28 protein-coding genes are annotated in these 26,071 nt (G+C 65.2%); 22 read left to right on the plus strand and 6 right to left on the minus strand.

What is annotated here, in order from left to right:
- Positions 1-40: 40 nt before the first annotated feature.
- From AC1RLU_RS00285 to AC1RLU_RS00300, 4 genes are read left to right on the plus strand one after another with little or no spacing between them, the layout of a single operon-like run.
- Positions 41-1,108 carry a Gfo/Idh/MocA family protein gene (locus AC1RLU_RS00285; protein WP_492793405.1) on the plus strand — a complete coding sequence of 356 codons (1,068 nt, stop codon included), beginning with the start codon at positions 41-43 and terminating at the stop codon, positions 1,106-1,108.
- A gap of 32 nt (positions 1,109-1,140) precedes the next feature.
- The gene (locus tag AC1RLU_RS00290; RefSeq protein WP_492793406.1) at positions 1,141-2,649 is read left to right on the plus strand and encodes an acyl CoA:acetate/3-ketoacid CoA transferase; all 1,509 of its coding nucleotides are present in this window, start codon (positions 1,141-1,143) and stop codon (positions 2,647-2,649) included.
- 30 nt (positions 2,650-2,679) lie between these two features.
- Positions 2,680-3,936, plus strand: a complete 1,257-nt coding sequence (locus tag AC1RLU_RS00295; protein ID WP_492793407.1) for a CaiB/BaiF CoA transferase family protein — start codon at positions 2,680-2,682, stop codon at positions 3,934-3,936.
- Positions 3,933-4,370: a MaoC family dehydratase gene (locus AC1RLU_RS00300; protein WP_061970399.1), complete on the plus strand. Its 438-nt coding sequence runs from the start codon at positions 3,933-3,935 to the stop codon at positions 4,368-4,370. Before AC1RLU_RS00295 ends, AC1RLU_RS00300 begins: the two co-directional genes overlap by 4 nt.
- Positions 4,371-4,411: 41 nt before the next feature.
- Here the strand turns inward: AC1RLU_RS00300 and AC1RLU_RS00305 are convergent, their stop codons facing one another.
- From AC1RLU_RS00305 to AC1RLU_RS00325, 5 genes are read right to left on the minus strand one after another with little or no spacing between them, the layout of a single operon-like run.
- Positions 4,412-5,380 (minus strand): NAD-dependent epimerase/dehydratase family protein, encoded by a 969-nt coding sequence (locus AC1RLU_RS00305; protein ID WP_492793408.1) that lies wholly within the window; start codon positions 5,378-5,380, stop codon positions 4,412-4,414.
- A complete protein-coding gene (locus AC1RLU_RS00310; protein ID WP_492793409.1) occupies positions 5,377-6,300 on the minus strand; it encodes a DMT family transporter in 924 nt (307 codons plus the stop codon). The genes AC1RLU_RS00305 and AC1RLU_RS00310 overlap by 4 nt, the downstream gene beginning before the upstream one ends.
- Positions 6,297-7,247 (minus strand): NAD(P)-dependent oxidoreductase, encoded by a 951-nt coding sequence (locus AC1RLU_RS00315; protein WP_492793410.1) that lies wholly within the window; start codon positions 7,245-7,247, stop codon positions 6,297-6,299. The genes AC1RLU_RS00310 and AC1RLU_RS00315 overlap by 4 nt, the downstream gene beginning before the upstream one ends.
- Positions 7,219-8,007: an SDR family oxidoreductase gene (locus tag AC1RLU_RS00320; RefSeq protein ID WP_492793411.1), complete on the minus strand. Its 789-nt coding sequence runs from the start codon at positions 8,005-8,007 to the stop codon at positions 7,219-7,221. The genes AC1RLU_RS00315 and AC1RLU_RS00320 overlap by 29 nt, the downstream gene beginning before the upstream one ends.
- A 10-nt stretch (positions 8,008-8,017) precedes the next feature.
- The gene (locus AC1RLU_RS00325; RefSeq protein WP_492793412.1) at positions 8,018-8,794 is read right to left on the minus strand and encodes a 2-keto-4-pentenoate hydratase; all 777 of its coding nucleotides are present in this window, start codon (positions 8,792-8,794) and stop codon (positions 8,018-8,020) included.
- A gap of 355 nt (positions 8,795-9,149) precedes the next feature.
- Here AC1RLU_RS00325 and cuyA point away from each other — a divergent pair, with 355 nt between their 5' ends.
- Together cuyA and cuyB are read left to right on the plus strand one after the other, a co-directional pair.
- Entirely contained in the window at positions 9,150-10,154 is a 1,005-nt protein-coding gene (gene cuyA, locus AC1RLU_RS00330; RefSeq protein ID WP_492793413.1) for a D-cysteate sulfo-lyase, read from the plus strand.
- Complete coding sequence (gene cuyB / locus AC1RLU_RS00335) at positions 10,147-10,863, plus strand: cysteate racemase (protein ID WP_492793414.1); 717 nt, start codon at positions 10,147-10,149, stop codon at positions 10,861-10,863. Before cuyA ends, cuyB begins: the two co-directional genes overlap by 8 nt.
- Positions 10,864-10,876: 13 nt before the next feature.
- On the opposite strand, the gene AC1RLU_RS00340 is transcribed toward cuyB, so the two are convergent.
- The gene (locus AC1RLU_RS00340; RefSeq protein ID WP_492793415.1) at positions 10,877-11,791 is read right to left on the minus strand and encodes a LysR family transcriptional regulator; all 915 of its coding nucleotides are present in this window, start codon (positions 11,789-11,791) and stop codon (positions 10,877-10,879) included.
- 383 nt (positions 11,792-12,174) lie between these two features.
- Here AC1RLU_RS00340 and AC1RLU_RS00345 point away from each other — a divergent pair, with 383 nt between their 5' ends.
- The 16 genes from AC1RLU_RS00345 to ureG all read left to right on the plus strand — a co-directional run bounded on the left by AC1RLU_RS00345 (position 12,175) and on the right by ureG (position 26,069).
- Entirely contained in the window at positions 12,175-12,678 is a 504-nt protein-coding gene (locus AC1RLU_RS00345; protein ID WP_492793416.1) for a hypothetical protein, read from the plus strand.
- Positions 12,679-12,698: 20 nt separating this feature from the next.
- Positions 12,699-13,331, plus strand: coding sequence for a L,D-transpeptidase (locus AC1RLU_RS00350; RefSeq protein ID WP_492794299.1), 633 nt, complete (start codon positions 12,699-12,701; stop codon positions 13,329-13,331).
- Between the two features lie 41 nt (positions 13,332-13,372).
- The gene (locus AC1RLU_RS00355; protein ID WP_492793417.1) at positions 13,373-14,398 is read left to right on the plus strand and encodes an amino acid ABC transporter substrate-binding protein; all 1,026 of its coding nucleotides are present in this window, start codon (positions 13,373-13,375) and stop codon (positions 14,396-14,398) included.
- Between the two features lie 473 nt (positions 14,399-14,871).
- Complete coding sequence (urtA, locus tag AC1RLU_RS00360; protein WP_061970413.1) at positions 14,872-16,173, plus strand: urea ABC transporter substrate-binding protein; 1,302 nt, start codon at positions 14,872-14,874, stop codon at positions 16,171-16,173.
- Between the two features lie 108 nt (positions 16,174-16,281).
- A complete protein-coding gene (gene urtB / locus AC1RLU_RS00365) occupies positions 16,282-17,883 on the plus strand; it encodes an urea ABC transporter permease subunit UrtB (protein ID WP_492793418.1) in 1,602 nt (533 codons plus the stop codon).
- Positions 17,880-19,019, plus strand: a complete 1,140-nt coding sequence (urtC, locus tag AC1RLU_RS00370; protein ID WP_492793419.1) for an urea ABC transporter permease subunit UrtC — start codon at positions 17,880-17,882, stop codon at positions 19,017-19,019. The genes urtB and urtC overlap by 4 nt, the downstream gene beginning before the upstream one ends.
- 5 nt (positions 19,020-19,024) lie before the next feature.
- Positions 19,025-19,789, plus strand: coding sequence for an urea ABC transporter ATP-binding protein UrtD (gene urtD, locus AC1RLU_RS00375; protein WP_492793420.1), 765 nt, complete (start codon positions 19,025-19,027; stop codon positions 19,787-19,789).
- Between the two features lie 2 nt (positions 19,790-19,791).
- Positions 19,792-20,487 carry an urea ABC transporter ATP-binding subunit UrtE gene (gene urtE / locus AC1RLU_RS00380; protein ID WP_061970421.1) on the plus strand — a complete coding sequence of 232 codons (696 nt, stop codon included), beginning with the start codon at positions 19,792-19,794 and terminating at the stop codon, positions 20,485-20,487.
- A 47-nt stretch (positions 20,488-20,534) separates the two neighbouring features.
- Complete coding sequence (locus AC1RLU_RS00385; RefSeq protein ID WP_492793421.1) at positions 20,535-21,371, plus strand: urease accessory protein UreD; 837 nt, start codon at positions 20,535-20,537, stop codon at positions 21,369-21,371.
- A gap of 9 nt (positions 21,372-21,380) precedes the next feature.
- On the plus strand, positions 21,381-21,683 hold the full coding sequence (locus tag AC1RLU_RS00390) for an urease subunit gamma (protein ID WP_047579581.1): 303 nt from the start codon (positions 21,381-21,383) through the stop codon (positions 21,681-21,683).
- Positions 21,684-21,704: 21 nt separating this feature from the next.
- Positions 21,705-22,286, plus strand: a complete 582-nt coding sequence (locus AC1RLU_RS00395) for a HupE/UreJ family protein (protein ID WP_492793422.1) — start codon at positions 21,705-21,707, stop codon at positions 22,284-22,286.
- A gap of 4 nt (positions 22,287-22,290) precedes the next feature.
- On the plus strand, positions 22,291-22,596 hold the full coding sequence (locus AC1RLU_RS00400; RefSeq protein ID WP_492793423.1) for an urease subunit beta: 306 nt from the start codon (positions 22,291-22,293) through the stop codon (positions 22,594-22,596).
- Complete coding sequence (ureC, locus tag AC1RLU_RS00405) at positions 22,596-24,308, plus strand: urease subunit alpha (protein WP_492793424.1); 1,713 nt, start codon at positions 22,596-22,598, stop codon at positions 24,306-24,308. The genes AC1RLU_RS00400 and ureC overlap by 1 nt, the downstream gene beginning before the upstream one ends.
- Positions 24,309-24,317: 9 nt before the next feature.
- Positions 24,318-24,785 carry an urease accessory protein UreE gene (locus AC1RLU_RS00410; protein ID WP_492793425.1) on the plus strand — a complete coding sequence of 156 codons (468 nt, stop codon included), beginning with the start codon at positions 24,318-24,320 and terminating at the stop codon, positions 24,783-24,785.
- Entirely contained in the window at positions 24,736-25,440 is a 705-nt protein-coding gene (locus AC1RLU_RS00415) for an urease accessory protein UreF (RefSeq protein WP_492793426.1), read from the plus strand. Before AC1RLU_RS00410 ends, AC1RLU_RS00415 begins: the two co-directional genes overlap by 50 nt.
- Entirely contained in the window at positions 25,437-26,069 is a 633-nt protein-coding gene (gene ureG / locus AC1RLU_RS00420; RefSeq protein ID WP_492793427.1) for an urease accessory protein UreG, read from the plus strand. The genes AC1RLU_RS00415 and ureG overlap by 4 nt, the downstream gene beginning before the upstream one ends.
- Positions 26,070-26,071: the final 2 nt, after the last annotated feature.

Consider the following 26,071-nt stretch of genomic DNA (forward strand, 5'->3'; position numbering starts at 1 on the left):
TATTCCAATATAATGTTCTACAAAACTTGGGAGGAACATCATGGCGCGCGCAAGGATTGGGATCATCGGGCTCGGGGTGATCGGCAAATCCCATCTTTCCGTATTGCAGGAGACGGAAAACGCCGACGTCGTCGCTATCTCCGACCCTACGCAAGCAGCCCGCGACCACGCCGCCGGTCGCAACGTAAAGGCCTATGACGATTATCGCACGATGATCGAAACGGAGCGCCTCGATGGCGTCGTCGTAGCGACGCCGAACGACCAGCATGTACCTGTCGCGCTCGATTGCATCTCTCGCGACATCGCGGTCCTGGTCGAGAAGCCGATCGCGGAAAGCGTTGAGGCCGCGCGCCGGCTCTGCGAGGCGGCAGAGGCCAAGAACATCCCGATCCTGGTCGGCCACCATCGCCGACACAATCCCGCTGTCAGGGCAGTGCGCAAAGCCATTGCAGATGGAGTTATCGGCAAGCCCGCCATCGCGACCGTGATCTATACGCAGCTCAAGCCGGACAGCTACTTCACCCTTGGCTGGCGGCGCGACAAGGCCAGCGGCGGACCGATCCTTATCAACCTTATTCACGAGATCGACCTGATCCGCTTTGTCTTCGGCGAAATCGAGAGCCTGCAGGCATCAACCTCCTCGGCGGTCCGTGGCTTCCCGGTAGAGGACACAGCTGGTGTCCTGCTGCGTTTCCGCAACGGCGCGCTCGGCACGATCAGCCTCTCCGACACGGCTGCCTCGCCCTTCAGCTGGGATCTGACTTCCGGCGAATTCGATCAGATGGCCGGCACCACCGACAAGCTGAAGCGTCAGCAAGTCTCCTCGCACATTTTTGCGGGCTCGGAAGGTTCGCTCACTTTGCCGGATGTCCGACACTTCAGCTATCGCGGCGATACCGAGCCGGGGTGGTTGAGCGAATTGAGTGAGGACAGGCTCGCCCTGACCCCCGAAAGCGCCTATCGCCGGCAGGCCCGACATTTCGCGGCCGTTGCCCTGAGGGAGGAGGAACCCGTTATCAACGGCCGCGATGGCCTTCGCACGCTGGAGGCCACGCTCGCGGTCAAGGCGGCCTCTGAAAGCGGTGGCACCGTCCGGCTTTCGGCCTGACGGTGGGACGGACCATGCCGTTGAACAAGTTCATGAGCGCGGATGATGCCGTCGCGCTTATCCGCGACGGCGACACCGTCGGCCTGGTGGGCGGCGGCGGCGGATTGATGGAGGCGTCTTGCCTGTTCTCCGCGGTCGAAAAGCGCTTTCTCGAAACCGGCCATCCGCGCAACCTGACTGCCGTGCACTCGCTCGGGATCGGCGACAAGAAGACGCGAGGCATGAATTGCTTCGCCCACCAGGGCATGGTCCGCAAGGTGATCGGCGGCCACTGGCCCTGGTCGCCGCGCATGCAGCAGATGGCACGCGACAACGAGATCGAAGCCTACGTTCTGCCCGGCGGCGTCGTCATGCAACTCTATCGCGAGATCGCGGCCAAGCGACCGGGCCTGCTGACGCATGTCGGACTCGGCACCTTCGTCGACCCGCGACGCGAAGGCGGCCGGATGAACGAAGCCGCACATGAGGAATTGGTCGAGCACATCACGATCGAAGGACGCGACTATCTTCGCTACAAACCCTTTCCGGTGAATGTGGCGATTATCCGCGGCTCCTATGCCGACGCCCACGGCAATGTCAGCCTCGATCAGGAGGCCGCCAATGTGGACATCTACGCCGTGGCGCTCGCAGCCCATAATTGTGGCGGCAAGGTCATCGTGCAGGTCCGTACCGCGGTCGATGTCGGCACTCTGCCCGCCCGCTCTGTGCGCATCCCCGGGGCGATCGTCGATGCCGTCGTCGTCGATCCCGAGCAGCGCATGGGCTACGACACTGTCTACGATCCGCTGATGTCGGGGGAGCGCCGCGGTCCCGCCCTGGCACATCCCCCGCAGCCGATGACGGCCCGTCAAGTGATTGCCCGCCGCGCCGCGCAGGAGCTCACCGATGGCGCGGTGCTGAATTACGGATTTGGTATCCCGGACGCCGTGGCCCGGCTCGTCGAACTGCGTGGCGACGGCGAACGCTACTATCAGACAATCGAGCATGGCACCTATGGTGGCGAGCTTTTGGTCGGGACGCTCTTCGGCTTTGCCCGCAACGCCTCGGCGATGATCGACGGCCCCTCCCAATTCGACTTCTATTCAGGCGGCGGCCTCGATCTCGCGTTCCTTGGCTTCGGCGAGCTCGACCGCGAGGGAAACGTCAACGTCTCCAAGCTGGGGGGCGTGCCAGTCGGTCCAGGCGGCTTCATCGACATCGCCCAGAACGCCCGAAAGGTCGTCTTCTGCGGAACCTTCGACACCAAAGGCACGGAGATCGAGATCGGTGCCGGCCGGCTCGCAATTCGGCGTCAAGGCGAGGTGCTGAAGCTGGTGCCATCCGTCGAGCAGATCACCTTCTCGGGCGAGCAGTCGCGTGCCTCCGGGCAGGAGGTGATCTACGTCACCGAGCGCGCCGTCTTCCGGCTTGGCGAGGCCGGGCTCGTCCTGACCGACATCGCGCCGGGCGTCGATATCCGCAGCGACATCCTCGAGCGCATCGCCTTCACGCCGGTGATTCCGAGCGATCCGAAGCCCTATTCGGCCGATTGCTTCGGTTAACGCCCGCTCGACGAAACTACGGAGAACAGCATGTCATCCGCAGCCCCTCTCGCTGGCATCAAGGTGGTCGACTACAGCCATTTCCTCGCCGGTCCGTATCTCTCGCGCTGCTTGGCGGGTATGGGTGCCGAGGTCGTCAAGGTCGAGCGTCCAACCGTCGGTGATGCTGGGCGACATCATCCTTATTTCGTCGGCGACGAGAGCGGCTTCTTCTTGCAGCAGAACATGGGCAAGCGCGGCATCTGCGTCGACGTCAAGAAGCCGGCGGGGATGGAGTTCGTCCGCGAGCTGGTCTCCACGGCTGATGTCTTCGTCGAAAACTATCGGCCCGGCGCACTCGCTCGGCTCGGCCTAGGATATGACGATCTTGCCCGGCTTAACCCCAGACTGGTTTACTGTTCGCTCTCTGCCTATGGCCATACCGGTCCGAAATCCGCCAAGGCCGGCTTTGGATTGATTGCCGAGGCAATGTCAGGTGCCATGGCGCAACTCGGCGTGCCCGGCGAACCGCCACCATTGCTGCGGATCCCGATCGCCGACATGTATGCCGGCATCCATGGTGCGGCCGCGGTCTGTGCAGCTCTGCTCGGGCGCGCGACCTCTGGCAAGGGCCAGCATATCGATCTCGCACTCTACGACTGCATGGTCTCGATGCACGACTATGCGATCCAGTGCTTCACCTTGAGCAACGGCGCCATCCTCCCGCAGCAAGTCGGATATGACCTGCCGGATTCAACCGTCTACGGCGTCTTTCCCGCCCCGGACGGATATCTCGTCATCGCCGCGCAAGTTGACGATGCCTGGCGCCGCCTTGCCGGCCTGGTCGGCGGAAGTGAATTGGCGAGCGACATGCGTTTCCACACGGCAGCAGGCCGCAATGCCAATCGCGAGGAGGCTCTGCGTCGCGTGCGGGATTGGACCGCGACGCAATCCTCCGTTGCGGCCTGCATTGCCGCATTGGAAGCTGTCGACGTGCCCTGCGCGCCGGTCCAGCGCATCGACGAGGTGCTTGCCGATCCTCAGCTCGTCGCACGCGGCATGATGATCGAACAACAGCATCCTACCCTTGGCCCAATCAGATTGCCCAACTTGCCGTTCCATTTTTCGAACTACCAGCCCGAGCCCATGCGGATCGCGCCTGGCCTCGGCGAACACAACGCCGAGATCGCTGCCAGTCTCGGATATTCACCGGAGGAGATCGCGAACCTGGCGCGCGATGGCGTGCTGTATCAGGCCCCCGTCCACTCGTCCGAACCCACAAAAACTGCACAGGGAGCAGCAACATGAGTCAGTTTCACGTAAGCCTCGGCCAGAAGGCACAGTTTGCGAAGACGGTGTCGGAGAGCGATGTCTATCTGTTCGCCGGCATTACTGGGGACCTCGCACCCAATCACGTCAACAAGGCTTACATGGAAAAGTCGAGCTACGGCCGCCTACAGGCCCATGGCGCACTCATCATAGGCTACATGTCAGCAGCCTCGAGCATAGTGACTGCGACCGCGCGCGACGGCGACGAGACGCCAGTGTCGCTAGGCTACGACCGGATCAGGATCGTGGGCCCAGTCTTCTTCGGGGACACGGTTACCGTCGATTACGAGATCGATACGATCGACGCCGAGCGCAGGCGAGCGACCGGCGCGATCCGGGTCACGAACCAGGATGGCGAACTGGTCGCGGTCGCAACCCATATTCTGAAGTGGGTTCCCAATACGAAGCATTGACGAAAACGGGCGCGCGTCGGCGCGCCCTTCCTTGTCCGCCTTTAGAGGCCTGCCCCATCGAGGCGCCCCGGTTCGGCCAGCAGCCAGGTAGCGTAGGCCCCGATCCCCTGTTCCAGATCGAATCGCGTGCGGAAGCCGGTGTCGGCGATGAAGTGCCGACCATCCATCGGCCCGCGAATAGGCGTGAACGTATTCCACGGCATCGCGCCCGGGCCGATCGCGATCACCGCTTTGGGAACCGCGGTCCTGACGGCATCTGCTATCTCGAAAGTTGTGTAATTCCGGGGCGGGGCGAGGTGGTAGGTGGAGCGGTTGAGCTGCGGCGCATCGACGGCTGCGATCAGCCCCGCAACAACGTCATCGATGTAGGTGAAGCCTGCCGAGAAGTTCCCGCCGCTGGCGTCGTCGCGCGGGACGCCACGGATGGCATCTATCAATATCGGAGGGATCGGGCCGCGGGCGAAAGTGTAGTTCACGACTGGAGGCCCATAAATCCAGGAGATGCGGACTGTCGCCGCATCGACGCCGAATTGGGCTCGGAAAGCCCGGACCATCATCTCGCCGCAAGCCTTCGTCGTGCCGTAAAGACCGTCGGCATCCGGAGGTTGATCTTCGGTGATTGGCAGGCTGGGGTCGACATCCTTGAAGACGCTTCCGGTGCTGCCATAGATCATTCGGCGCCACTCTTGGCGTCGGGCAACGTCAAGAAGATTCACGACGGCGCCGACATTGGTTTGGAAGGCCGCCACAGGATCGGGCCGGCAATACATTTCGTTGGCCATGGCGGCGAGGTGGATGCAAGAATCCACGCCATTGTCTCGACAAAGGCGCTCGACTGAACCCAGATCCGTCAGGTCGCACGTGACCCAAGTCACATTGGCGCCGAGCGCCTCCGCATCTGCAGCACGGAACGTCCGGTTATATTGCGCGATGATCGGCCGCTCGCGCGCCAGACTGCGCACGATTTCGTAGCCGACATGCCCCATCGCACCCGTAACCAGCAATGTCATCGCCGCCTGCCTCCTCTTCTTGGTGAAACTGCTGCCGCCGGTCCGCGTCCGGCGAGCTTGAGGGAAACCAGCCCGCCAGCGACGATGAGCCCCGCTCCAAACAGGCTGAACAAATCCGGCACCTCGTCGAATACGGCGAAGCCGATCAGCGTGGCGGTCAAAAGTTGCGCGTAAGAATAGGGGGCGATACGCGAGGCACCCGCCCGAAGATAGGCGGCGATCATGCAGGCCTGGCCGACGGCCTGGCATAGCCCGGACATGGCCAGGAACAACCATTGCCGCGAGGTCGGGGCCTGCCAGACAAAGGGGAGCGCCAGGGTCGACAGCAGCAACGCTACGAGCATGGTATAGACAACCAGCGAACGCGGCGGAGCCTGCTGCGCCACGACGCGCGTCAAAACCTGGGCGATGGCAGTGAAAATCCCGCCCAGAGCCGGGAGAAGCAGCACCCACGAAAAACTGCCGTCGAAGGGACGCGTGATCGTCACCACCCCAAGCAAGCCGAGCGCGACGGCAAACCAGCCCCAACGATTGACCGTCTCTCCCAACACCGTACGCCCGAGGGCCATGCTGATAAGCGGCGCCACGAACAAGACCGTCGTCAACTGTGCCAAAGGCACATAGGCCATCGATATGATGATGCAGACGCCTCCCAGAAATGGAAAAAGCGAACGAAGCAGCACGAGGCGCACCGGCACATCCAGCAAAAGCGACCGCCAATGCCGCGGGCGCACGAGGGTCAGCATCACGACCGCGAACGCCACGCTGCGTCCCCAGAGCGCCATACCCGCATTGCTTTCGGCGACGACCAGCTTCGAGGCAGCATCCCCGACGGCAAAGAGACTGAAGGCAGCAACAGCGAGACCGAGCGCGGCAACACCGGTTTCCGCCCGGAGAGGATGGCCCGGCGCTTGGTTCACCGGGTACGTTCCACCTCGACCCCTGCCGAGCGCTCCAGATCGCGAACCAACTCCGTCTGGTCAGCTTGGGCCGAAACGCCGTTCGCGATCGCGCGCTCGAACATCGCCGTCACCGCCCGAGTCATCGCTACGGGTACGCCAAGCCGATCGGCTTCGGCGATTGCCGCCCGCATATCTTTCAGAATGACCGCCATGGGCGAACCGAAATCAAAACGCCGCGTCAGAACGTTCTGTGGGATGACGGTGAGTGAAGCATCGTTCTTGCCGGTGCCGTTGTTGATCACGTCCAGCATCGCCTCCGGATCGAGCCCTGCCTTGGAACCGAAGACGAGCGCCTCGGCGGCGATCGCGAAGTTGACCGCCGACATGACGTTGTTGACGAGCTTCATCACCTGGGCACGCCCCGCCAATTCGCCAAAGTGCACGATCCGGCCGGCGTAGCAGCGCAGCACCGGCTCGACCGCGGCGATGGCATCCTCCGGCCCCGACAGCATCACTGTCAGCGTACCGGCAGCGGCGCGAACGCGGCCGCCCGTCATCGGAGCGTCCACGAGCGCAATCCCCCGTGCAGCGAGGCCGGTTTGCATTCTTGCAACCAACTCCGGGCCTGTCGTGCTCGTGATGACGCAGATGCGCGCCGCGCCACCGGCGACAATGCCGTCTGCCCCTAGGACCACCGTGTCATGAGCCGGCAGGCTGGCGAGACAAACGAAGACGATCTGTGCGCCGTCGGCGACTTCGCGGGCGGAGCGTGCCAGCCGAGCGCTGCCGGCGAAGACCCGCAGGGCCGACTCGCTGATATCGTACACGACGAGCTCGTATCCGGCATCGACGAGGCGTCGCGCCATGGGCGACCCGATCGCCCCCAGGCCAATGAAACCGATTGTCGGTCGCGATCCGTCCATGATCGGGGCGCGCTCAGTACAGGCCAGGCGTCGCGCCGCCATCGACGGCGATCGCCACGCCCTGAACGTGGCGCGCGTCCTCACCGCAGAGGAACAAGGCCAGTGCGGCGATGTCCTCGGGGCGCCCCAGCCGCTGCAAGCCCTCCCGGGCGACCAACTCTTCGCGAATCTCCGCAGGACTTTTCCCTGCCACCCTGGCACGCTGCTCAAAGAGCTGTTCGACCCTCTCCGTCTCGGTCATGCCCGGATAGATTGCGTTGACGTTTACGCCCGCGCGCTTGCCCAGCCCCGACAACCCCTTGGTGAAGTTCGCCATCGCCGCGTTGACTGAGCCGCCTATCAGGAAGCCGGGATCAGGGGTCCGCGCCGCGCCGCCGATAATGTTGAGGACATGCCCGCGACGCTCGGAGAGGGACGGCCAGAATAACCGGCACAGCCTGACACAGGCGAAAAACTTGAGATCGAAACCATCCTGCCAGTCATTGTCGGGGAGAGTGAGGAAATCTCCCGCCTTCGTCGCACCCGCAGAGTTGACGAGAATGTCGCAGCCGCCAAATCGCGACATGACGCCCTCGAAAACGGCCTTGCACCCCGCTTCCGAGCGCAAATCCACCGCCACCGTCGCCGGCCGCCGGCCATGGCTGTCCGCGATGGCCGCCGCTGCCGTCGCGAGCGTCTTGTCGGAGGACGCGGCGAGGACCAGCTCGGCCCCGGCAGCGGCAAAAGCCTGCCCGATTCCGAAGCCGATGCCCCGGCTTCCGCCAGATATGACGACCACCTTTCCGCTGAAACGCGACATCATGCTACCCTCCTTAGACAAGCGTCACACGAAGCTGACAAATGCCCCCGAAGCGCGCGTCAAAAGGCTGCCCGCGCCGAAGCCGAAGTGGCACGCAGAGCGAACCGGTTGATAGATAATCGCCCGCCGAGAGCGCGACCCCACGCTGCAGAAGGCTGTCGATCATCTCGGCCAGCACCGTGACGACATCCCCGCGCTGGGAGCCGCGATAAAGCTCGACGGGCTCCCCGGGCATACCGGCCTCAATCGATAGGCCGTTGAGATCCAGTTTCTGCCAGTCGGCGACATCCTCTCCGAATACGAAAGCGCCTCCGCTGCCGTTGTCGGCTATCGCCAGCAAGGTCTTGGCATTGGTGCTTCTGATGTCGAGCCGACTGCCGGCGATTTCGATCCCCGGGACGAGATTGACAGCAGAGACGACCTCATCCCGCGAATAAGGCGTGCTGCGCGCAGGCAGGGCGTGTTTAAGGCGGAAGGCATATTCTAGCTCGGCGTTGTATCCGGCATAGAGCGCATGGGGCAGTTCAGCCGCGCCGACGAAAATGCGGTCCCGCATGATCCGGCCCGGGATCGGTCCATCGTGACCCTCGGCTATCTGAACCGCGCGCAGGGCCGCGCCGATCTTCCAGCCGCCGACACCCGTGCCTAGGAGCTCAGCCATCCTGTCTTGGACCCAATAGGCCTCATTGCGGCTTTGCGGACGATTGAGGCCCGTCGGCTCGTCAATTCGGGTTCCAGCCTCCCAAGCCTGCGCCAACGAACTGGCCAAGCGCTCAAGTTCAGCCCGCATCGTGCCTGCTCCAAAACAAGAGCCAACCCAGTTTTATGACTGGATCTTATAACCGGAATATTATTCCAATATTTATGGCGGTCGTAAGGGCGGTGATGGGCAGCGGGGGTTGCGCTCAGCGCTTGTCTCAAGACCGATGTGGGGGATCGTGCGAGGTAGCCCTGGGCTCGCACGAATGGAGGTCGGTACTGCAAATGAGCCGGCCGCTCGCGCCCCTAGCCTCAATGGGTGATCGAGGCGCCGAATTTCTCATGCAAAATTTGCATATAGTTCTTTCCTGATCCCTGCCTTTGCATTGGACGGCCGAACTCTGCTGGCGCTAGAAATACCCGAGAACAACAAGGTGGTCCTCTCGATGAATCTTGCCCGCTTTCCCCGCGTCTCGCTCGCCCATTTGCCCACTCCCCTGGAGCGTCTCGACAACCTGACGCGGGTGCTCAACGGCCCGGAGATCTGGATCAAGCGCGACGATTGCACGGGCCTCTCGACCGGCGGCAACAAAACCCGCAAGCTCGAATACCTGATGGCTGCGGCGCAGGCCGAGGGGGCCGATACGGTCATCACGCAGGGGGCGACCCAGTCCAACCATGCGCGCCAGACGGCGGCTGCGGCGGCCAGACTCGGCATGGCCTGTCATGTGTTGCTGGAGGACCGTACCGGCAAGACGGATTTCGATTACACGCAGAACGCCAACGTGCTGCTCGACGTTCTCCACGGTGCCGTCATCGAGCGCTGCGGGCCGAATCCGGACATGAACGGCGAGCTGGCGAAGCTCGGCGAAAAGCTCACCGCCTCCGGCCGCAAGGTCTATGCCATCCCCGGCGGAGGCTCCAATCCGACCGGCGCGCTCGGTTACGTCAACGCGGCGCTGGAACTGGTGATGCAAGCCAACACGGCCAGCCTCAAGATCAATCACCTCGTCCATGCGACGGGGAGCGCCGGCACGCAGGCCGGCCTGGTCACCGGGCTCGCCGGCGTCCACAGCGACATCAAGCTGCTCGGCATCGGCGTGCGAGCGCCGAAGGACAAGCAGGAGGACAATGTCTTCAAGTTGGCCCGCGCCACGGCGCAGCTTCTCGGCATGCCCGATGCCGTCAAGCGCGAGCATGTCGTGGCGAATTGCGACTATGTCGGCGAAGGATACGGCCTCCCGGCGCCGAGCACGATCGAGGCGATCCGTATGCTGGCCGAGCTCGAAGGCATCCTGCTCGACCCGGTCTATTCCGGTAAAGGCATGGCCGGATTGATCGATCTTGTCCGGAACGGGCGGTTCCGCAAGGGCGAGACGATCGTCTTCCTTCATACCGGCGGCCAGATCGGACTCACCGCCTATCCACGGGAATTCCTGACCAATGGCTGAGCCGCTCGGGCCGGAGTCACGGCCCGTCGTGGGCATTCTCGGCGGGATGGGACCCGAAGCGACGGTGGACCTGATGCGCCGCGTGATCGCGGCGACACCCGCCCAGGACGACGCCGACCATATCCGCATGCTCGTCGACAACAATCCGGCGGTGCCCTCGCGCATCGCCGCGCTGATCGAGGGAACGGGGCCGAGCCCGCTTCCGGAGCTGGTTCGCATGGCCAGGGGCCTGGCCGCCGGCGGCGCGACGATGCTCGCGATGCCGTGCAACACCGCGCATTACTACGCTGGCGGCATTGTCGAAGCCGTGCCGCTGCCGTTCCTCAACATGATCGCACTGACGGTGGAGCGTATCGCTGCGATGGTCCCGGCTGGTACGCAGGTGGGTCTGCTTGCCTCGACCGCCGTCTTCAAGATCGGCCTCTACGAGCAGGCCTTCGCCGATCTCGGCCTGCCGATCCTCGCGCCCGAGCGTCAGGACGACGTCATGGCGCTGATACGCGCCGTCAAGACCGGCGACACCGGGGCTGCCCGGCGCGGCGCGCTCGCCGCCATCGCGGAGCGGCTCGTGCAGGGCGGTGCGGGGATCATCCTCGTCGCCTGTACGGAACTGTCGATCATGGCGGATGCCATCGCCGGAACGGTGCCCGTGCTCGATGCGCTGGACGTGCTTGCCGAGGAAATCGTCGCCCAGGCGAAGGGGCGATAGCCGCGACGTTCGTCTATCGCTCCGCGCCTCGCCGGTCGATCAGCGCCTGCAGGTCGACGGAGCGTAAGTGGTCCAGCACGTTCGGGGTTAGCGCGTGCGAATCCTGAGGACAGGCATAGATCGCCACGCCCATCGGGTGAATCAGCGTCGTTTCGTCGATCTGGACGATCCGTCGCCTTTCCAGGTCGTCGAGCACGAGGCTGCGCGGCAGCCAGGCGAAGCCGAGCCCTGCCAGCAGCATCTCGCGCAGCGCGCTGCTGAGCGAATTCACGCAGATCGTCTCGCAGCGATAGCGCTGGATCAGCCGCGGCATGACCTCCTGCCAGATGACCTCGCCGAAGAAGCTGCGCTGGGGATAGGTCAGGAGCGGCATGGCCTGCCCCTCGTCCGGCGCCAGGGCGGCCGGGCCGACCAGAATCATGTCGTCCTGCGCGCTTGCGACGCGCATGGCGGTCGTCGAGCCGATTGGCTCGATCGACGGGCTGAGCTCGTAGCAGATCATTAGGTCGACCTCGCCGCGGATCGCCATTTCGACGCATTCGGCCCTATTGGCGCAATTCAGGTGATAGGCCGGCTGATAGCCCTGCTGCCGCAGGATCTCGACGAAACGCGGAAAGATCGAGAATGCCAGCGAATGCTGGATCGCGACCGTCAGGCGTGAACTCCGCGTCTGCTCGCCGCGCAACTGGCTGCGCAGCTCATAGAGCTGGTTGAGGGTGCGCTGGAAATCGCCGTAGTTTTCCGTCGCGACGGAGGTGAAGCGGTGTGGCCTCACGCTTCTGTCGATCAGGGTGACGCCGAGCCAATCCTCGAGCGACTGGATGCGTCGCGAGAATGCCGACTGGCTGATGTTGCGGCGCTCGGCGGCGGCGGTGAAGCTGCCGAGCTCGCGCAGCGCCAGGAAATCCTCCAACCATCCCAGCTCCATCGCCAAGCTCCTGCATGCGTTTTGCGCATTGTATACGCCGTTCTTCGAATTTGGTCCGGCGCTATTTTCCCCGCCGGTATCAGCGCGATGAAGACGGGAATTCAACGCGCATGCCTCGGCTCGTCCGGGTTGCGCGTGATCGGCGCCGCAATGCCGATGACGTCCGGCCTTGCTCAGGCACCCTTGCCTGCCGCCAGCGGTAGCCGGCAATCTCCGCCACGCTGACCGGATGGGTCGCATTTGCACTTGTGCTGCCTGGACATCCTATGCCCTCTTCATGCGCACGCCCGATCGTATCGTGAGCCCGGGATCAATCGCGCGGAGTCCGATCTCCCACCGCTCCGCGACCCGTATCGACCACGCCAGCCTGGCAAGGAGAGACGATGACACCGAGAGCCGGCACCCCTCGCAACATGAAGCGCTTTCCCCTCGCCGCATTGGCTTGCGGTCTCCTGCCTCTGGTCCTCGCGGGTTGTGGCGGTGGCGCGAGCATGTCGTCGTCAGACGCGCCGGCGGCGCCGGCGCCTGCCCCGGCCGGGGTCTCGCGCGACGCCCTGGTCGGGCGCTGGGGCATCGCGTCCTTCCACACGGAGAAGGACCGCAAGCGGACCGAGGCGGAAGCGCGGGCGCAATGCAAGCAGCCCTACACGATCACGAAAGGCCCCGGCGACGGCGTGATGATGCATGTCGCCGACGATCCGAAGCCCTATGAGCTTCGCTTGAAGGCCGGCTCCGGCGGCAGGACCTATCTCGGCTTCGAGGCCCCGGCCGGTGACCCGCAGGATCGCGAACTGCTCTCGGTGAAGCCGAAGGAACTGGTGATGCGCTTCGTCGATCCCGACGCGCATGCGCGCTACGGCACCTTCATCTACAGCCGGTGCGGTTGAGCGGAGGCGATGAGATGAGCATCACCATCCACACCGCGCTGCGCGGCCTGCTCGTGTCCGGCTTCGGACTGGCGTCGCTTCTCGCCCTGTCGGGCGCCACGTTGGCGCAGCCGCGTCCGCCGGCGGCGATCCAGGAGACGATGGATATCGGCGACGAACCGGGCCGTGTCTCGACCGAGGAAGCCACCATCACCGACGGGCCCTATGCCCGCCAGATGGTGCTGTTCCGCTCGAGCGAGGCGCCGGGCACTGTCGTGATCCATTCGGCGGAGCGCTTCCTCTATGTGGTGCAGGGCAACGGCCGCGCCCTGCGCTACGGCATCGGGGTCGGGCGCGAGGGCTTCACCTGGTCCGGCCAGGTCAAGGTCAGCCGCAAGGCCGAGTGGCCGGACTGGCGCCCACCGCCGGAAATGCTGCAGCGCCAGCCCTATCTGCCGCGTTTCATGGCCGGCGGACCCGGCAATCCGATGGGCGCGCGCGCGCTCTATCTCGGCTCGACGGTCTTCCGCATCCACGGCACCAACCAGCCGGAGACGATCGGCCAGGCGATCTCGTCCGGCTGTTTCCGCCTGGCCAACGGCGACATCGCCGATCTCTACGACCGCGTCCCGGTCGGGACCAAGGTCGTCATCCGCCACAAGGCGACGCTGTGACCGACACCGCATCCTCCGAATTGCAGAAGGAACGGACAGACATGTCTAAGACGTCTTGGATTCGCCGCAGCGGTCTCAGCCTCGCTGTCCTCGCAGGCTTCGTCCTGCCAGCCGCAGCCGGTACGCTCGACACGGTGAAGCAGCGCGGTGCGCTGCAATGCGGCGTCAGCGAGGGGGTGACCGGCTTCTCGGAGAAGGATGCCCAAGGCAACTGGCGCGGCTTCGATGTCGACTTTTGCCGTGCCGTTGCGGCCGTCGTGCTTGGCGACGCGGACAAGGTCGCCTTCACGCCGCTGTCGGCGAGCCAGCGTTTCGAGGCGCTGAAGGGCGGCAAGGTCGATCTGCTGGCGCGCAACTCGAGCTGGACGCTCGGTCGCGAGGCCGAACTTGGCCTGGCCTTCGCCGGCATCACCTATCACGACGGCCAGGGCTTCCTGGCGAAGCGCGCGCTCAAGGTCGATACGGCGCTCTCGCTCGACAAGGCGAAGATCTGCGTCGAGGCGGGCACCACGACGCAGCTCAACCTCTCCGATTTCTTCAAGGCCAATTCCATGACCTATGAGGAGAAGGTCTATCCGAGCGGCGCGGAAGCCTTCGCCGCCTTCGAGGGCGGACAGTGCGACGTGCTGACCCGCGACCAGTCGGCCCTGCATGGCGAGCGGCTCAGGCTCGCCAAGCCGGCCGAGGCGATCGTGCTGCCGGACGTGATCTCGAAAGAGCCGCTCGGGCCGGTCGTGCGCAGCGACGACTTCCCCTGGTTCACGCTGGTGAAATGGGTGAATTTCGCGCTGGTCAATGCCGAGGAACTCGGGATTTCCAGTGCAAATCTCGACGAGGCCCTGAAATCCACGAAGCCGGACGTGCGGCGCTTCACCGGAGCGGAAGGCGGCTTCGGCAAGGCGCTTGGCCTCGATGCGGACTGGGCGATCCGCGCCGTCAAGGCGGGCGGAAACTATGCCGAGATCTACGAACGCAACCTCGGCACCGGCTCGAAGCTCGGCATCCCGCGCGGCCTCAACCAGCTCTGGAGCATGGGCGGCGTCCTCTACGCACCGCCGTTGCGATAGGACGCAGGCGCCGCGGCCATCGGGAAACCTTCCTGTCTCGCAGGCTGCGGCGCCATGCGCACGCAGGCTGCGGGCAAGCCGCCGTTGTTCCTGCGAAGTTTTACGATCGCCTCTCCGGGCCCGGTGCCGCTCTTCTCCATCCCCACATCCTCGACACAGGCCCGTGCCTGCACAGCCGACGGGATGACGATGACGACAGCCCGCGTGGCTTCGTCTCGCCGAGGCTTCTGCTCAAATTGACATCAATGCAATTCAATCAACCGAGTTTGCTCAATAAATAAGCAGATCTCGGCCATTCAGTGCGGCTTGCGCAGCGCCTCAAGCTCTCGACGGCCCACCGCTCTGGCAAAAGGGCTGCCGTACCGGCGCGAACCGGCTTCGCAGCAGGTTGGCACATCACTTGCGAGGCTTCGGTTCACGGGCCGTGCGGCCCGTCGGCGTCGAGGGGGCGCCGCCAGCAATCCTTCGGGGAGATGGCCGTGAACAGCAACCGTCGCGAATTCCTCGGCACCGCTCTGGCCGGTGCCGCTTTCCTCGGATCGTCCTACCTGCCGGCGGCGGCGCAGCAGGACACCATCAAAGTCGGCATCCTTCATTCGCTCTCGGGCACGATGGCGATCTCCGAGACGACGCTGAAGGACGTCATGCTCATGCTCATCGAGGAGCAGAACAAGAAGGGCGGCCTGCTCGGCAAGAAGCTCGAGGCCGTCGTCGTCGATCCCGCCTCGAACTGGCCGCTCTTCGCCGAGAAGGCACGCGAACTCATCACCAAGGACAAGGTCGCGGCCACCTTCGGCTGCTGGACCTCCGTCTCGCGCAAGTCGGTGCTGCCGGTCTTCAAGGAGCTCAACAACATCCTGTTCTATCCTGTCCAGTACGAGGGCGAGGAGAGCGAGCGCAACGTGTTCTACACCGGCGCCGCGCCGAACCAGCAGGCGATCCCGGCCGTCGATTATCTCGCCAAGGAGGAGAAGGTCGAGCGCTGGGTGCTGGCCGGCACCGACTATGTCTATCCGCGCACGACCAACAAGATCCTCGAGGCGTATCTGAAGTCCAAGGGCGTGAAGGCCGAGGACATCATGATCAACTACACGCCCTTCGGCCATTCCGACTGGCAGACCATCGTTTCCGACATCAAGAAGTTCGGCTCCGCCGGCAAGAAGACCGCCGTGGTCTCGACCATCAACGGCGATGCCAACGTGCCGTTCTACAAGGAGCTCGGCAACCAGGGCATCAAGGCGACCGACATTCCGGTCGTGGCCTTCTCGGTCGGCGAGGAGGAGCTCGCCGGCATCGACACCAAGCCGCTCGTCGGCCATCTCGCCGCCTGGAACTACTTCCAGTCGATCAAGACGCCCGAGAACGAGGCCTTCATCAAGCAGTGGCAGGCCTTCACCAAGAACCCGAAGCGCGTCACCAACGACCCGATGGAAGCCCATGTCGTCGGTTTCGCCATGTGGGTGAAGGCGGTCGAGAAGGCCGGGACCACCGATCCGGACAAGGTCATCGATGCGCTGCCCGGCATCGAGGCGCCGAACCTCACCGGCGGCATCTCGAAGATGCTGCCGAACCACCACATCACCAAGCCGGTCTTCATCGGCGAGATCAAGGATGACGGCCAGTTCGACGTGGTCTGGAAGACCGCGGGTCTCGTCCCCGGCGACGCCTGGTCGAAGGAGCTCGACGGTTCCAAGGACCTGATCGGCGACTGGGTCGAGAAGAAGTGCGGCAACTTCAACGTCAAGACCGGCAAATGCGGCGGCGGCGGCGCGTGAGGTCATGAGGGGGAAGGGCGGCACGGGAAAGATCCCGGCCGCCCTCCATTCGCCGCGCTGCGGCATGGCTTTTCCAGGCAATCACCAGCCGCAATGCGAACCGGATCGATGCCGATCTTGCACCGCCTGAAGCATGGGCTCGTTATCCTGGTCGCGCTGGTCGCGGCCTCGGTCGCGTCCTTCGCGCAGACCGCTGATGAAGCCTTCACACGGTTGGCGGCCGACAGCTATTCGGATACCTCCCGCGCCATCGAGCTTCTCGTTTCGACGGCCCATCCGAATGCGGCGCTGATCGTCGAGGCGCTCAGTGATGGACGGCTGCTCTCCGGGCCCGGCGGCGTGGCGGTGAAGACCTCTTCCGGCGCTTTCGTCGACGCCCGCACGGGCCAGCCGCTGGCCGTCGCACCCGAGGGCCTGAAGGCGGTGCGCCTCAACAATGCTGTGCGCCGCGCGGTGCAGGCCGCGCTCGGTGGTCTCGGTCTGCTCAATCCCGATCCGGCGAAGCGTACGGCCGCGGCCGAGGCCGTATTCAAGTCGCGCGATGCCGGCCTGCTGCCGATCGTCGAAACCGCGATCGGCAAGGAAACCGATCCGCGCGCGCTCGCCGCCTTGCGGCAGGCCCAGGCCGCGATCCTGATCGCCAAGCCGGATGCCCAACCGCTCGATCGGCTTGCCGCCATCGAGGTATTGCATGAGCGCGGGGATCAGGGCGCTCTGGCGACGCTGCGCGCCTTGCCGGGTGACGCGACGCCGGCCCTCAAGGAAGCGCAGGCCAAGGCGATCACCGCGATCGAAGGCCGATTGAAGCTCTGGGCCGTCGCGCAGAACCTCTGGTACGGGCTCTCGCTCGGCTCGGTGCTGCTGCTCGCCGCCATCGGGCTCGCGATCACCTTCGGCGTCATGGGGGTCATCAACATGGCCCATGGCGAGATGGTCATGCTCGGCGCCTACACCACCTTCGTGGTGCAGGAGCTGATCCGTAACCATGCCCCCTGGTTGTTCGAATGGTCGCTCGCGATCGCCTTGCCGGCCGCCTTCATCGTCGCCGCGCTAGTGGGCATCGCCATCGAGCGCGGCGTCATCCGCTTCCTTTACGGGCGCCCGCTGGAGACGCTGCTCGCCACCTGGGGCATCAGCCTGATCCTGCAGCAGGCGGTCCGCACCGCCTTCGGCCCGACCAATCGCGAGGTCGGCGCACCGTCCTTCATGTCGGGCGCCTTCGAGCTCGGCGGTCTGGCGATCACCTATAACCGACTCTGGATCATCGTCTTTGCCGCGCTGGTCTTCGCCGCGCTGCTCGCCATCCTGAAGCTCACGCCGATGGGTCTGCAGATGCGGGCCGTCACGCAGAACCGGCGCATGGCCTCCGCCATGGGCATCCGCACCGGCCGCATCGATGCGCTGACCTTCGGGCTGGGCTCGGGCGTCGCGGGATTGGCCGGCGTCGCGCTGTCGCAGATCGACAATGTCAGCCCCAATCTCGGCCAGAGCTACATCATCGACTCGTTCATGGTTGTGGTCTTCGGCGGCGTCGGCAATTTGTGGGGCACGCTGGTCGGTGCGATGACGCTCGGCGTCGCCAACAAGCTGCTCGAGCCCTATGCCGGCGCAGTGCTCGGCAAGATCGCGCTGCTGGTCTGCATCATCCTCTTCATCCAGAAGCGCCCGCGCGGCCTGTTCGCGCTCAAGGGCCGGGCGGTGGAGGCATGATCACGCGCTTCCTCCTCCAGAACATGGACAAGCGCGGCGGCATCTTCCTCGCGATCCTGCTGGGCCTAGCCGTGCTGGTGCCGCTCTCGAACCTGCTCCTGCCGGCATCCTCTCCCTTCCATGTCTCGTCCTCGACCATGTCGCTCTGGGGCAAATATCTCTGCTACGCGCTGCTCGCGGTCTCGCTCGATCTGGTCTGGGGCTATTGCGGCATTCTGAGCCTCGGCCACGGCGCCTTCTTCGCGCTCGGTGGCTACGCCATGGGCCTCTACCTAATGCGCCAGATCGGCTCGCGCGGCGTCTACGGCAACCCGATCCTGCCGGATTTCATGGTCTTCCTGAACTGGCAGGAATTGCCCTGGTACTGGTGGGGCTTCTCCTCCTTCCCCTTTGCCATGCTGATGGTGCTGTTGGTGCCCGGCCTGCTTGCCTTCGTCTTCGGCTGGTTCGCCTTTCGCTCGCGCGTCACCGGCGTCTATCTCTCGATCATCACGCAGGCCCTGACCTATGCGCTGCTGCTCGCCTTCTTCCGTAACGACATGGGCTTCGGCGGCAATAACGGCCTGACGGATTTCAAGGACATTCTCGGCTTCAACATCCAGGCGCAGACGACGCGCGCCGCTCTGTTTTCCATGACCTGCGTCATGCTGGCGGCCGGCTTCCTGATCGCGCGCGGCATCGTCGTCTCGAAGCTCGGCAAGGTCGTCATCGCCATTCGCGACGCGGAGTCGCGCACGCGCTTCCTCGGCTACCGGGTCGATCGCTTCAAGCTCTTCGTCTTCACCGTCTCGGCCTGCATGGCGGGCGTGGCCGGCGCGCTCTACGTGCCGCAGGTCGGCATCATCAATCCCAGCGAGTTCGCCCCGGCCAATTCGATCGAGACCGTGATCTGGGTCGCGGTCGGCGGGCGCGGCACGCTGGTCGGCGCGGCGCTCGGCGCCGTCGTGGTCAACTGGGCCAAGACGCTGTTCACCTCCGGCTTCATGGCGCCGTACTGGCTCTTCGTGCTCGGCGGCCTCTTCGTCGTCGTCACGCTCTTCCTGCCCAGGGGGATTCTCGGCACGGCCGAGGCGCTTTGGGCACGCCGCCGCAAGCCGGACGGCACTCCGGCCGCCGAGCCGGCCCCGGCGGAGTAGCGGTCATGAACGCTCCCGTGCCCGGTGCCCTGACCTCCTCGCTGCTCTATCTCGACGGCGTCAGCGTCTCCTTCGACGGCTTCAAGGCGATCCGCGGCCTGTCGCTGACCATCGAGCCCGGCGAGATGCGCGCCATCATCGGCCCCAATGGCGCCGGCAAGACCACGATGATGGACATCATCACCGGCAAGACGAAACCGGATGTCGGCACTATCATGTTCGGCGGCTCGGTCGACCTGACGAAGCTCGACGAAGCCGCCATCGCCAATCTTGGCATCGGCCGCAAGTTCCAGAAGCCGACCGTCTTCGACAGCCACACGATCGAGGACAACATCCTGCTGGCGCTGAAATCGAAGCGCACGGTCGGCAAGACGTTGTTCTGGAAGACGGAAAGCCCGCAGCAGAAGCGCATCGACGACATCCTCGGCATCATCCGCCTCGCCGACAGGCGGGACCGGCTCGCAGGCTCGCTCTCACATGGCCAGAAGCAGTGGCTGGAGATCGGCATGCTGCTGGCGCAGGACCCGAAGCTCCTGCTGGTCGACGAGCCCGCCGCCGGCATGACCGATGGCGAGACCGCGCAGACGGCGGTGCTGCTCAAGGAGATCGCGCGGGATCATTCGGTGATCGTGGTCGAGCACGACATGGGCTTCATCCGCGAGCTCGGCGTGAAGGTCACGGTGCTGCACGAGGGCTCGGTGCTGGCCGAAGGCCCGCTTGACCATGTCAGCGCCAATGAGCGCGTCGTCGAAGTCTATCTGGGGCGGTGAGCATGCTCGATGTCGACGCCATCAACCTCCACTACGGCGCGGCCCAGGCGCTGCGCCGCGTCTCCATCACCGCCGAGACCGGCAAGGTCACCTGCGTGATGGGCCGCAACGGCGTCGGCAAGACCTCGCTGATGCGCGCCATCGTCGGGCACCAGCCGATTTCCGGCGGCCATATCAGCCTCGACGGAGAAGACATCTCGGTTCTGCGCAGCGAGGATCGCGCGCGGGCCGGCATCGCTTATGTGCCGCAGGGGCGGGAGATCTTCCCGCTGCTGACGGTGAAGGAGAATCTGGAGACCGGCTTCGCGCCGCTGAAGCGCCGCGAGCGCTACGTCCCGGATGAACTCTTCGACCTGTTCCCCGTGCTGAAGACCATGCTGGGCCGGCGCGGCGGAGACCTCTCGGGTGGCCAGCAGCAACAGCTCGCGATTGCGCGGGCGCTGGTCACCCGGCCCAGGCTCCTGGTGCTGGACGAGCCGACCGAGGGCATCCAGCCCTCGATCATCAAGGATATCGGCCGCGCCATCGACTACCTGCGTCAGAAAGGCGGCATGGCGATCGTGCTGGTCGAGCAGTATTTCGACTTCGCCCGCGATCTCGCCGACACGATGTTCGTAATGGACCGCGGCGAGGTCGTGCTGTCCGGCCCGATGAGCGAGCTTGACGGCGCGCAGGTTCAGAGACTGATTCAGGTCTAGATGGAGCATGTCCCGCATGCCGTGTTCCATGGGAAACGGGCCTGAAGATGCTGGCGGTTGAGGATTTCCAGAGCGCCGCACCGATGCGGATGCAGCGCGCGCAAGGGCAGGCTAGCGTCAGCTTCCGGTCGCGCGATGGCCAGACCTGCCTCGATCGACTCTTTCAGGAGGGCTGCGCCAAGCTGCGCTTCCCACGCCCGCTCGGCAGCGACGATCCGCAAGCCATCCTCATCAACACGGCTGGCGGTTTGACCGGTGGCGACAGTTTCGCCATCGACGCGAATCTGGCTCCGCACACCAATGCCTGCGTCACCACCCAGGCCTGCGAGCGCATTTATCGCTCGACCGGCGCCGATGCCGTTGTGACCAACCGCCTGCGCCTCGCGGCCGGGGCGCGGCTTGCCTGGCTACCACAGGAGACCATCCTGTTCGATGGCGGGCGCCTGTCCCGCTCCCTCGACGTCGATCTCGCTGGTGATGCCCAGCTGGTCGCCGTCGAAGCTGTGCTGTTCGGCCGACGGGCGATGGGCGAGACGCTGCGCAGCGGCCATCTGCACGATCGCTGGCGGGTGAGGCGCGACGGCCGCCTGATCTTCGCCGATGATCTGCGCGTCGAGGGCGATATCGCGAGCCGGCTCGCTCCTCAGCCTGCCATGGCCGGTTGCAGCGCGATGGCGACGGTGCTTTTCGTCGGAGCCACACCCGAGCGCTACCTGGATCAGGCCCGCGCGATCATCGGGCAAGGCAGCGGCGCCAGCGCCTGGCACGGCAAGTTTCTGGCGCGGCTCGTCGAGGAGACCGGGCTCGCACTGCGGCGGCGGCTGGAGCCGCTGCTCACGCTTCTCATGGGTGGCCGGCCGCTGCCCAAGGTCTGGCAACTTTAGGGTGACCGCATGAACCTGACACCGCGCGAGAAGGACAAGCTCCTGATCTCCATGGCGGCCATGGTCGCCCGGCGCCGGCTCGAACGTGGCGTGAAGCTCAACCATCCCGAAGCGATTGCGCTGATCAGCGATTTCGTCGTCGAGGGCGCACGCGATGGCCGCAGCGTCGCCGATCTGATGGAGGCCGGCGCCCATGTCGTCAGCCGTGCGCAGGTGATGGAAGGCGTCGCCGAGATGATCCACGATGTGCAGGTCGAAGCCACCTTCCCGGACGGCACCAAGCTCGTCACCGTCCACGAACCGATCCGCTGAGCGCACAAGCCGGAGGCTGCCATGAAGAGATTGTCGATCGCCCTGATCCTGAGCGTCGGTGCCGCGAGCCCGGCCTTTGCCCATCTCAACCCTGCCGAGCACGGCTCCTTCGCCGCCGGCTTTTCGCATCCGTTCTTCGGTACGGACCATATCCTGGCGATGGTCGGCGTCGGCCTCTGGGCCTTCCTTGTCGGCGGCCGGGCCGTCTGGATGATTCCCAGCGCCTTCGTCGTCACGATGATGCTCGGCTTTGCAGCAGCACTCGCCGGCATCGGCCTGCCTTTCGTCGAGCCGACCATCGCGGCCTCCGTCGTGGTGCTCGGCCTGCTGGCGCTGGTCGCGTTGCAGGTTCCGGTCGCGGTCGGCATGGCCGTGGTCGGCTTCTTCGCGCTGTTCCACGGCTATGCCCATGGCGGCGAACTCGGCGAGGCGACGAGCCTGTCCTTCATGATCGGCTTCGCACTGGCGACAGCGCTGCTGCACGCGGTCGGCCTCGGCATTGGCCTTGCCGGCAACGTGCTCTCGCATCGCGGCCGGATCGCCGCGCGCATCGCTGGTGGTTTGACGGCGCTCGGCGGGCTCTGGCTGGTCGCGGGAGCTTGATAGGATGATCCCCGGAGAGGTCTTTCCCGCCGAAGGCGATATCGTCCTCAACGCGGGGGCAGAGCAGGTCACGCTGCTCGTCGCCAATACCGGCGATCGGCCGATCCAGGTCGGCTCGCACTACCACTTCTTCGAGACCAACGAGGCGCTGGATTTCGACCGTGCTGCTGCGCGCGGCATGCGGCTCGATATCGCTGCTGGCACGGCGGTGCGCTTCGAGCCCGGCCAGCAGCGCGAAATCCGCCTCGTGCCATTCGGGGGCTCGCGCGCCGTCTACGGCTTCCAGCAGAAGGTGATGGGGACACTCTGATGCCCGCCAAGCTCTCCCACGCGGCTTACGCGCAGATGTACGGGCCCACGGTCGGCGACCGGGTCCGCCTCGCCGATACCGACCTGATCATCGAGGTCGAGAAGGATTTCACCGTCTATGGCGAAGAGGTGAAGTTCGGCGGCGGCAAGGTCATCCGCGACGGCATGGGCCAGAGCCAGGCGAGCCGCGCCGAGGGCGCGGTCGATACCGTCATCACCAATGCCCTGATCGTCGATCACTGGGGGATCGTGAAGGCCGATGTCGGCCTGAGGGACGGGTTGATCGTCGCCATCGGCAAGGCGGGCAACCCGGATACGCAAGCTGGCGTCACGATCGTCATCGGCCCCGGCACCGAGGCGATCGCCGGCGAGGGCAAGATCCTCACCGCCGGCGGCGTCGACGCCCATATCCATTTCATCTGCCCGCAGCAGATCGACGAGGCGCTGATGGCCGGCGTCACCACCATGCTCGGCGGCGGCACCGGCCCGGCGCATGGCACGCTGGCGACGACCTGCACGCCCGGCCCCTGGCATCTCGGCCGGATGATCCAGTCCTTCGACGCGGTGCCGATCAATCTCGGGCTTTCCGGCAAGGGCAATGCCTCGAAGCCGGCCGCGCTGATCGAGATGATCGAGGGCGGCGCCTGCGCGCTCAAGCTCCATGAGGACTGGGGCACGACGCCGGCGGCGATCGATAACTGCCTCAGCGTCGCCGACGACCACGACGTTCAGGTCATGATCCACACCGACACGCTGAACGAGAGCGGCTTCGTCGAGGACACGGTCGCCGCCTTCAAGGGCCGCACCATCCACGCCTTCCACACGGAAGGGGCCGGCGGCGGCCATGCGCCCGATATCATCAAGGTCTGTGGCCTCGCGAACGTCATCCCGTCCTCGACCAACCCGACGCGGCCCTACACGCAGAACACCATCGCCGAACACCTGGACATGCTGATGGTCTGCCATCACCTGTCGCCCTCGATCCCCGAGGACATCGCCTTCGCCGAGAGCCGCATCCGCAAGGAGACCATCGCGGCCGAGGATATCCTGCACGATATCGGCGCCTTCTCGATCATCTCCTCGGACAGCCAGGCCATGGGCCGTGTCGGCGAGGTGCTGATCCGGACCTGGCAGACCGCGCACAAGATGAAGGTCCAGCGCGGGCGCCTGCCCGGAGAGACCGGCGACAACGACAATCTGCGAGTCCGCCGCTACATCGCGAAATACACGATCAACCCGGCCATCGCGCAGGGCCTGTCGAGGCATGTCGGCTCGGTCGAGGTGGGCAAGCGTGCCGATCTCGTGCTCTGGAATCCGGCCTTCTTCGGGGTGAAGCCGGAGATGGTGCTGGTCGGCGGCATGATCGCGGCCGCACCGATGGGCGATCCCAACGCCTCGATCCCGACCCCGCAGCCGATGCATTACCGCCCGATGTTCGGGGCGATGGGGAGGGCGCCCGCCATGTCCTCGGTGACCTTCGTCAGCCAGGCGGCGATCGCATGCGGGCTGACGGAGAAGCTCGGCGTCGCCAAGGGCATGGTCGCGGTCGAGAACACGCGCGGCGGCATCTCCAAGGCTTCGATGATCCTGAACGATGCCACGCCGCATATGGAGGTCGATCCCGAGACCTACGAGGTTCGCGCCGATGGCGAGCTCCTGACCTGCGAACCCGCGACCGTGCTGCCGATGGCACAGCGCTATTTCCTGTTCTGAGGCCAAGCCATGCTCCGTGCCATCTCCCATAGCCACGGCGGCAGTGGCGAGCCCGCCGGCACGATCCGGCTCGACCATGCCGCGCGCCATCTCCGCCGCAAGCTCGTCACCACGGATCAGGGCGACGAAGTCATGGTTGACCTGCCCGAGCCGGTGCTCTTCGCCGATGGCGATCGGCTGGTGCTGGAGGACGGCCGTAAGATCGCAATCGTCGCGGCAGAGGAGGAACTCTACGAGGTGCTTCCCGGCTCCGCTTGCCCCTTACGGCATCTCGCCTGGCATCTCGGCAACCGCCACCTGCCGGCGCAGATCGACGAAACCCGCATCCTGATCCAGCGTGACCACGTCATCCGCGCCATGCTGGAAGGGCTCGGTGCCTCCGTCCGCGCGGTCGTCGCGCGCTTCCAGCCGGTGCACGGCGCCTATCATGCCCACGGACATGATCACGGGCACAGCCATCACCATCACCATGGCTGAGGCTGCCTCGCTCGCCCGCCTGATGACATGGCTCTCCCCGGCCTTTCCGGTTGGGTCTTTCGCTTATAGCCACGGGCTGGAGCGAGCGATCCATGATGGGCTGATCCGAGATCGGCAAAGCCTGCGTGAATGGCTGGAGGCGCTGCTGGGGCAGGGCTCCGCCTGGAATGACGCCGTTCTGCTGGCCGAAACCTGGCGCCAGACCAGAGCCGGTGAAGATATCGCCGAGGTCGCAGAACTGGCCGAAGCGATGTCCGGTTCGCGCGAGCGCCACATGGAAACCACGCTGCAAGGCGATGCCTTCGTCGATGCGATGGCGGCCTGGAGCGGCGAGCCGCCGGCAGGCGGGGAGGGGCCGATCGCCTATCCGGTGGCCGTCGGCTCAGCCGCAGCGCGCCACGGCATCGCGCTTGCCGATGCGTTGACTGCCTATCTCCACGCCTTCGCGTCGAACCTCGTCCAGGCCTGTGTACGACTGGTGCCGCTCGGCCAGCGCGACGGGGTCGCGACGCTTGCTGCACTGGAGCCGGTCGTCTTGCGGACTGCCCAGCGCGCCGCCGCTTCGACGCTCGACGATCTCGGCTCCTGCACCATCTGCGCCGATATCCTCTCGATGAACCATGAAACGCAGTATTCGAGGGTCTTTCGCTCGTGAACTCCCCCAATGGCCCGCTCCGTGTCGGCATCGGCGGCCCTGTCGGCGTCGGCAAGACCACGCTCACCGAAAAACTCTGCAAGGCGATGCGGGACCGCTATTCGGTCGCCGTCGTCACCAACGACATCTTCACCAAGGAGGACGAGTTGATCCTCAACCGGCTGCAGGCGCTGCCGGAAGAGCGCATCATCGGCGTCGAGACCGGCGGTTGCCCGCATACCGCGATCCGCGAGGACGCCTCGATCAACCTCGCCGCCATCGCCGAGATGCGCCGCCGTTTCCCCGATCTCGATGTGGTGTTCATCGAATCCGGCGGCGATAATCTCGCAGCGACCTTCTCGCCCGATCTCGCCGACATCACGCTCTATGTCATCGATGTCGCCGGCGGCGAGAAGATCCCGCGCAAGGGCGGGCCGGGCATCACCCGCTCGGATCTGCTGATCATCAACAAGATCGATCTCGCGCCTTATGTCGGGGCCAATCTCGACGTGATGCGCTCCGACACCGAAAAGCAGCGGGCCGGCCGGCCCTTCGTCTTCAGCGACCTGAACCGCCTCACGGGGGTGGACGAGATCGTCGCCTTCATCGAGAGGAATGGCGGCCTCGTCGCTGAACGAGGGGGCATTTGAGC

It is taken from the genome of Allobosea sp. GW822-FHT05A11 (genome assembly GCF_058800455.1).

What these genes read in the sequence shown, in the direction of transcription:
- AC1RLU_RS00415 (WP_492793426.1), top strand. Translation starts at nt 24,736, where the DNA reads ATGCCCACGGACATGATCACGGGCACAGCCATCACCATCACCATGGCT.
- AC1RLU_RS00410 (WP_492793425.1), top strand. Translation starts at nt 24,318, where the DNA reads ATGCTCCGTGCCATCTCCCATAGCCACGGCGGCAGTGGCGAGCCCGCC.
- urtD (WP_492793420.1), top strand. Translation starts at nt 19,025, where the DNA reads ATGAACGCTCCCGTGCCCGGTGCCCTGACCTCCTCGCTGCTCTATCTC.
- AC1RLU_RS00285 (WP_492793405.1), top strand. Translation starts at nt 41, where the DNA reads ATGGCGCGCGCAAGGATTGGGATCATCGGGCTCGGGGTGATCGGCAAA.
- AC1RLU_RS00295 (WP_492793407.1), top strand. Translation starts at nt 2,680, where the DNA reads ATGTCATCCGCAGCCCCTCTCGCTGGCATCAAGGTGGTCGACTACAGC.
- cuyA (WP_492793413.1), top strand. Translation starts at nt 9,150, where the DNA reads ATGAATCTTGCCCGCTTTCCCCGCGTCTCGCTCGCCCATTTGCCCACT.
- AC1RLU_RS00320 (WP_492793411.1), bottom strand. Translation starts at nt 8,007, where the DNA reads ATGATGTCGCGTTTCAGCGGAAAGGTGGTCGTCATATCTGGCGGAAGC.
- AC1RLU_RS00315 (WP_492793410.1), bottom strand. Translation starts at nt 7,247, where the DNA reads ATGGCGGCGCGACGCCTGGCCTGTACTGAGCGCGCCCCGATCATGGAC.
- AC1RLU_RS00325 (WP_492793412.1), bottom strand. Translation starts at nt 8,794, where the DNA reads ATGCGGGCTGAACTTGAGCGCTTGGCCAGTTCGTTGGCGCAGGCTTGG.
- AC1RLU_RS00300 (WP_061970399.1), top strand. Translation starts at nt 3,933, where the DNA reads ATGAGTCAGTTTCACGTAAGCCTCGGCCAGAAGGCACAGTTTGCGAAG.
- urtA (WP_061970413.1), top strand. Translation starts at nt 14,872, where the DNA reads ATGGCCGTGAACAGCAACCGTCGCGAATTCCTCGGCACCGCTCTGGCC.
- AC1RLU_RS00290 (WP_492793406.1), top strand. Translation starts at nt 1,141, where the DNA reads ATGAGCGCGGATGATGCCGTCGCGCTTATCCGCGACGGCGACACCGTC.
- urtB (WP_492793418.1), top strand. Translation starts at nt 16,282, where the DNA reads ATGCCGATCTTGCACCGCCTGAAGCATGGGCTCGTTATCCTGGTCGCG.
- AC1RLU_RS00355 (WP_492793417.1), top strand. Translation starts at nt 13,373, where the DNA reads ATGTCTAAGACGTCTTGGATTCGCCGCAGCGGTCTCAGCCTCGCTGTC.
- AC1RLU_RS00400 (WP_492793423.1), top strand. Translation starts at nt 22,291, where the DNA reads ATGATCCCCGGAGAGGTCTTTCCCGCCGAAGGCGATATCGTCCTCAAC.
- AC1RLU_RS00395 (WP_492793422.1), top strand. Translation starts at nt 21,705, where the DNA reads ATGAAGAGATTGTCGATCGCCCTGATCCTGAGCGTCGGTGCCGCGAGC.
- AC1RLU_RS00345 (WP_492793416.1), top strand. Translation starts at nt 12,175, where the DNA reads ATGACACCGAGAGCCGGCACCCCTCGCAACATGAAGCGCTTTCCCCTC.
- urtE (WP_061970421.1), top strand. Translation starts at nt 19,792, where the DNA reads ATGCTCGATGTCGACGCCATCAACCTCCACTACGGCGCGGCCCAGGCG.
- AC1RLU_RS00390 (WP_047579581.1), top strand. Translation starts at nt 21,381, where the DNA reads ATGAACCTGACACCGCGCGAGAAGGACAAGCTCCTGATCTCCATGGCG.
- AC1RLU_RS00385 (WP_492793421.1), top strand. Translation starts at nt 20,535, where the DNA reads ATGCTGGCGGTTGAGGATTTCCAGAGCGCCGCACCGATGCGGATGCAG.
- urtC (WP_492793419.1), top strand. Translation starts at nt 17,880, where the DNA reads ATGATCACGCGCTTCCTCCTCCAGAACATGGACAAGCGCGGCGGCATC.
- ureC (WP_492793424.1), top strand. Translation starts at nt 22,596, where the DNA reads ATGCCCGCCAAGCTCTCCCACGCGGCTTACGCGCAGATGTACGGGCCC.
- AC1RLU_RS00305 (WP_492793408.1), bottom strand. Translation starts at nt 5,380, where the DNA reads ATGACATTGCTGGTTACGGGTGCGATGGGGCATGTCGGCTACGAAATC.
- AC1RLU_RS00340 (WP_492793415.1), bottom strand. Translation starts at nt 11,791, where the DNA reads ATGGAGCTGGGATGGTTGGAGGATTTCCTGGCGCTGCGCGAGCTCGGC.
- cuyB (WP_492793414.1), top strand. Translation starts at nt 10,147, where the DNA reads ATGGCTGAGCCGCTCGGGCCGGAGTCACGGCCCGTCGTGGGCATTCTC.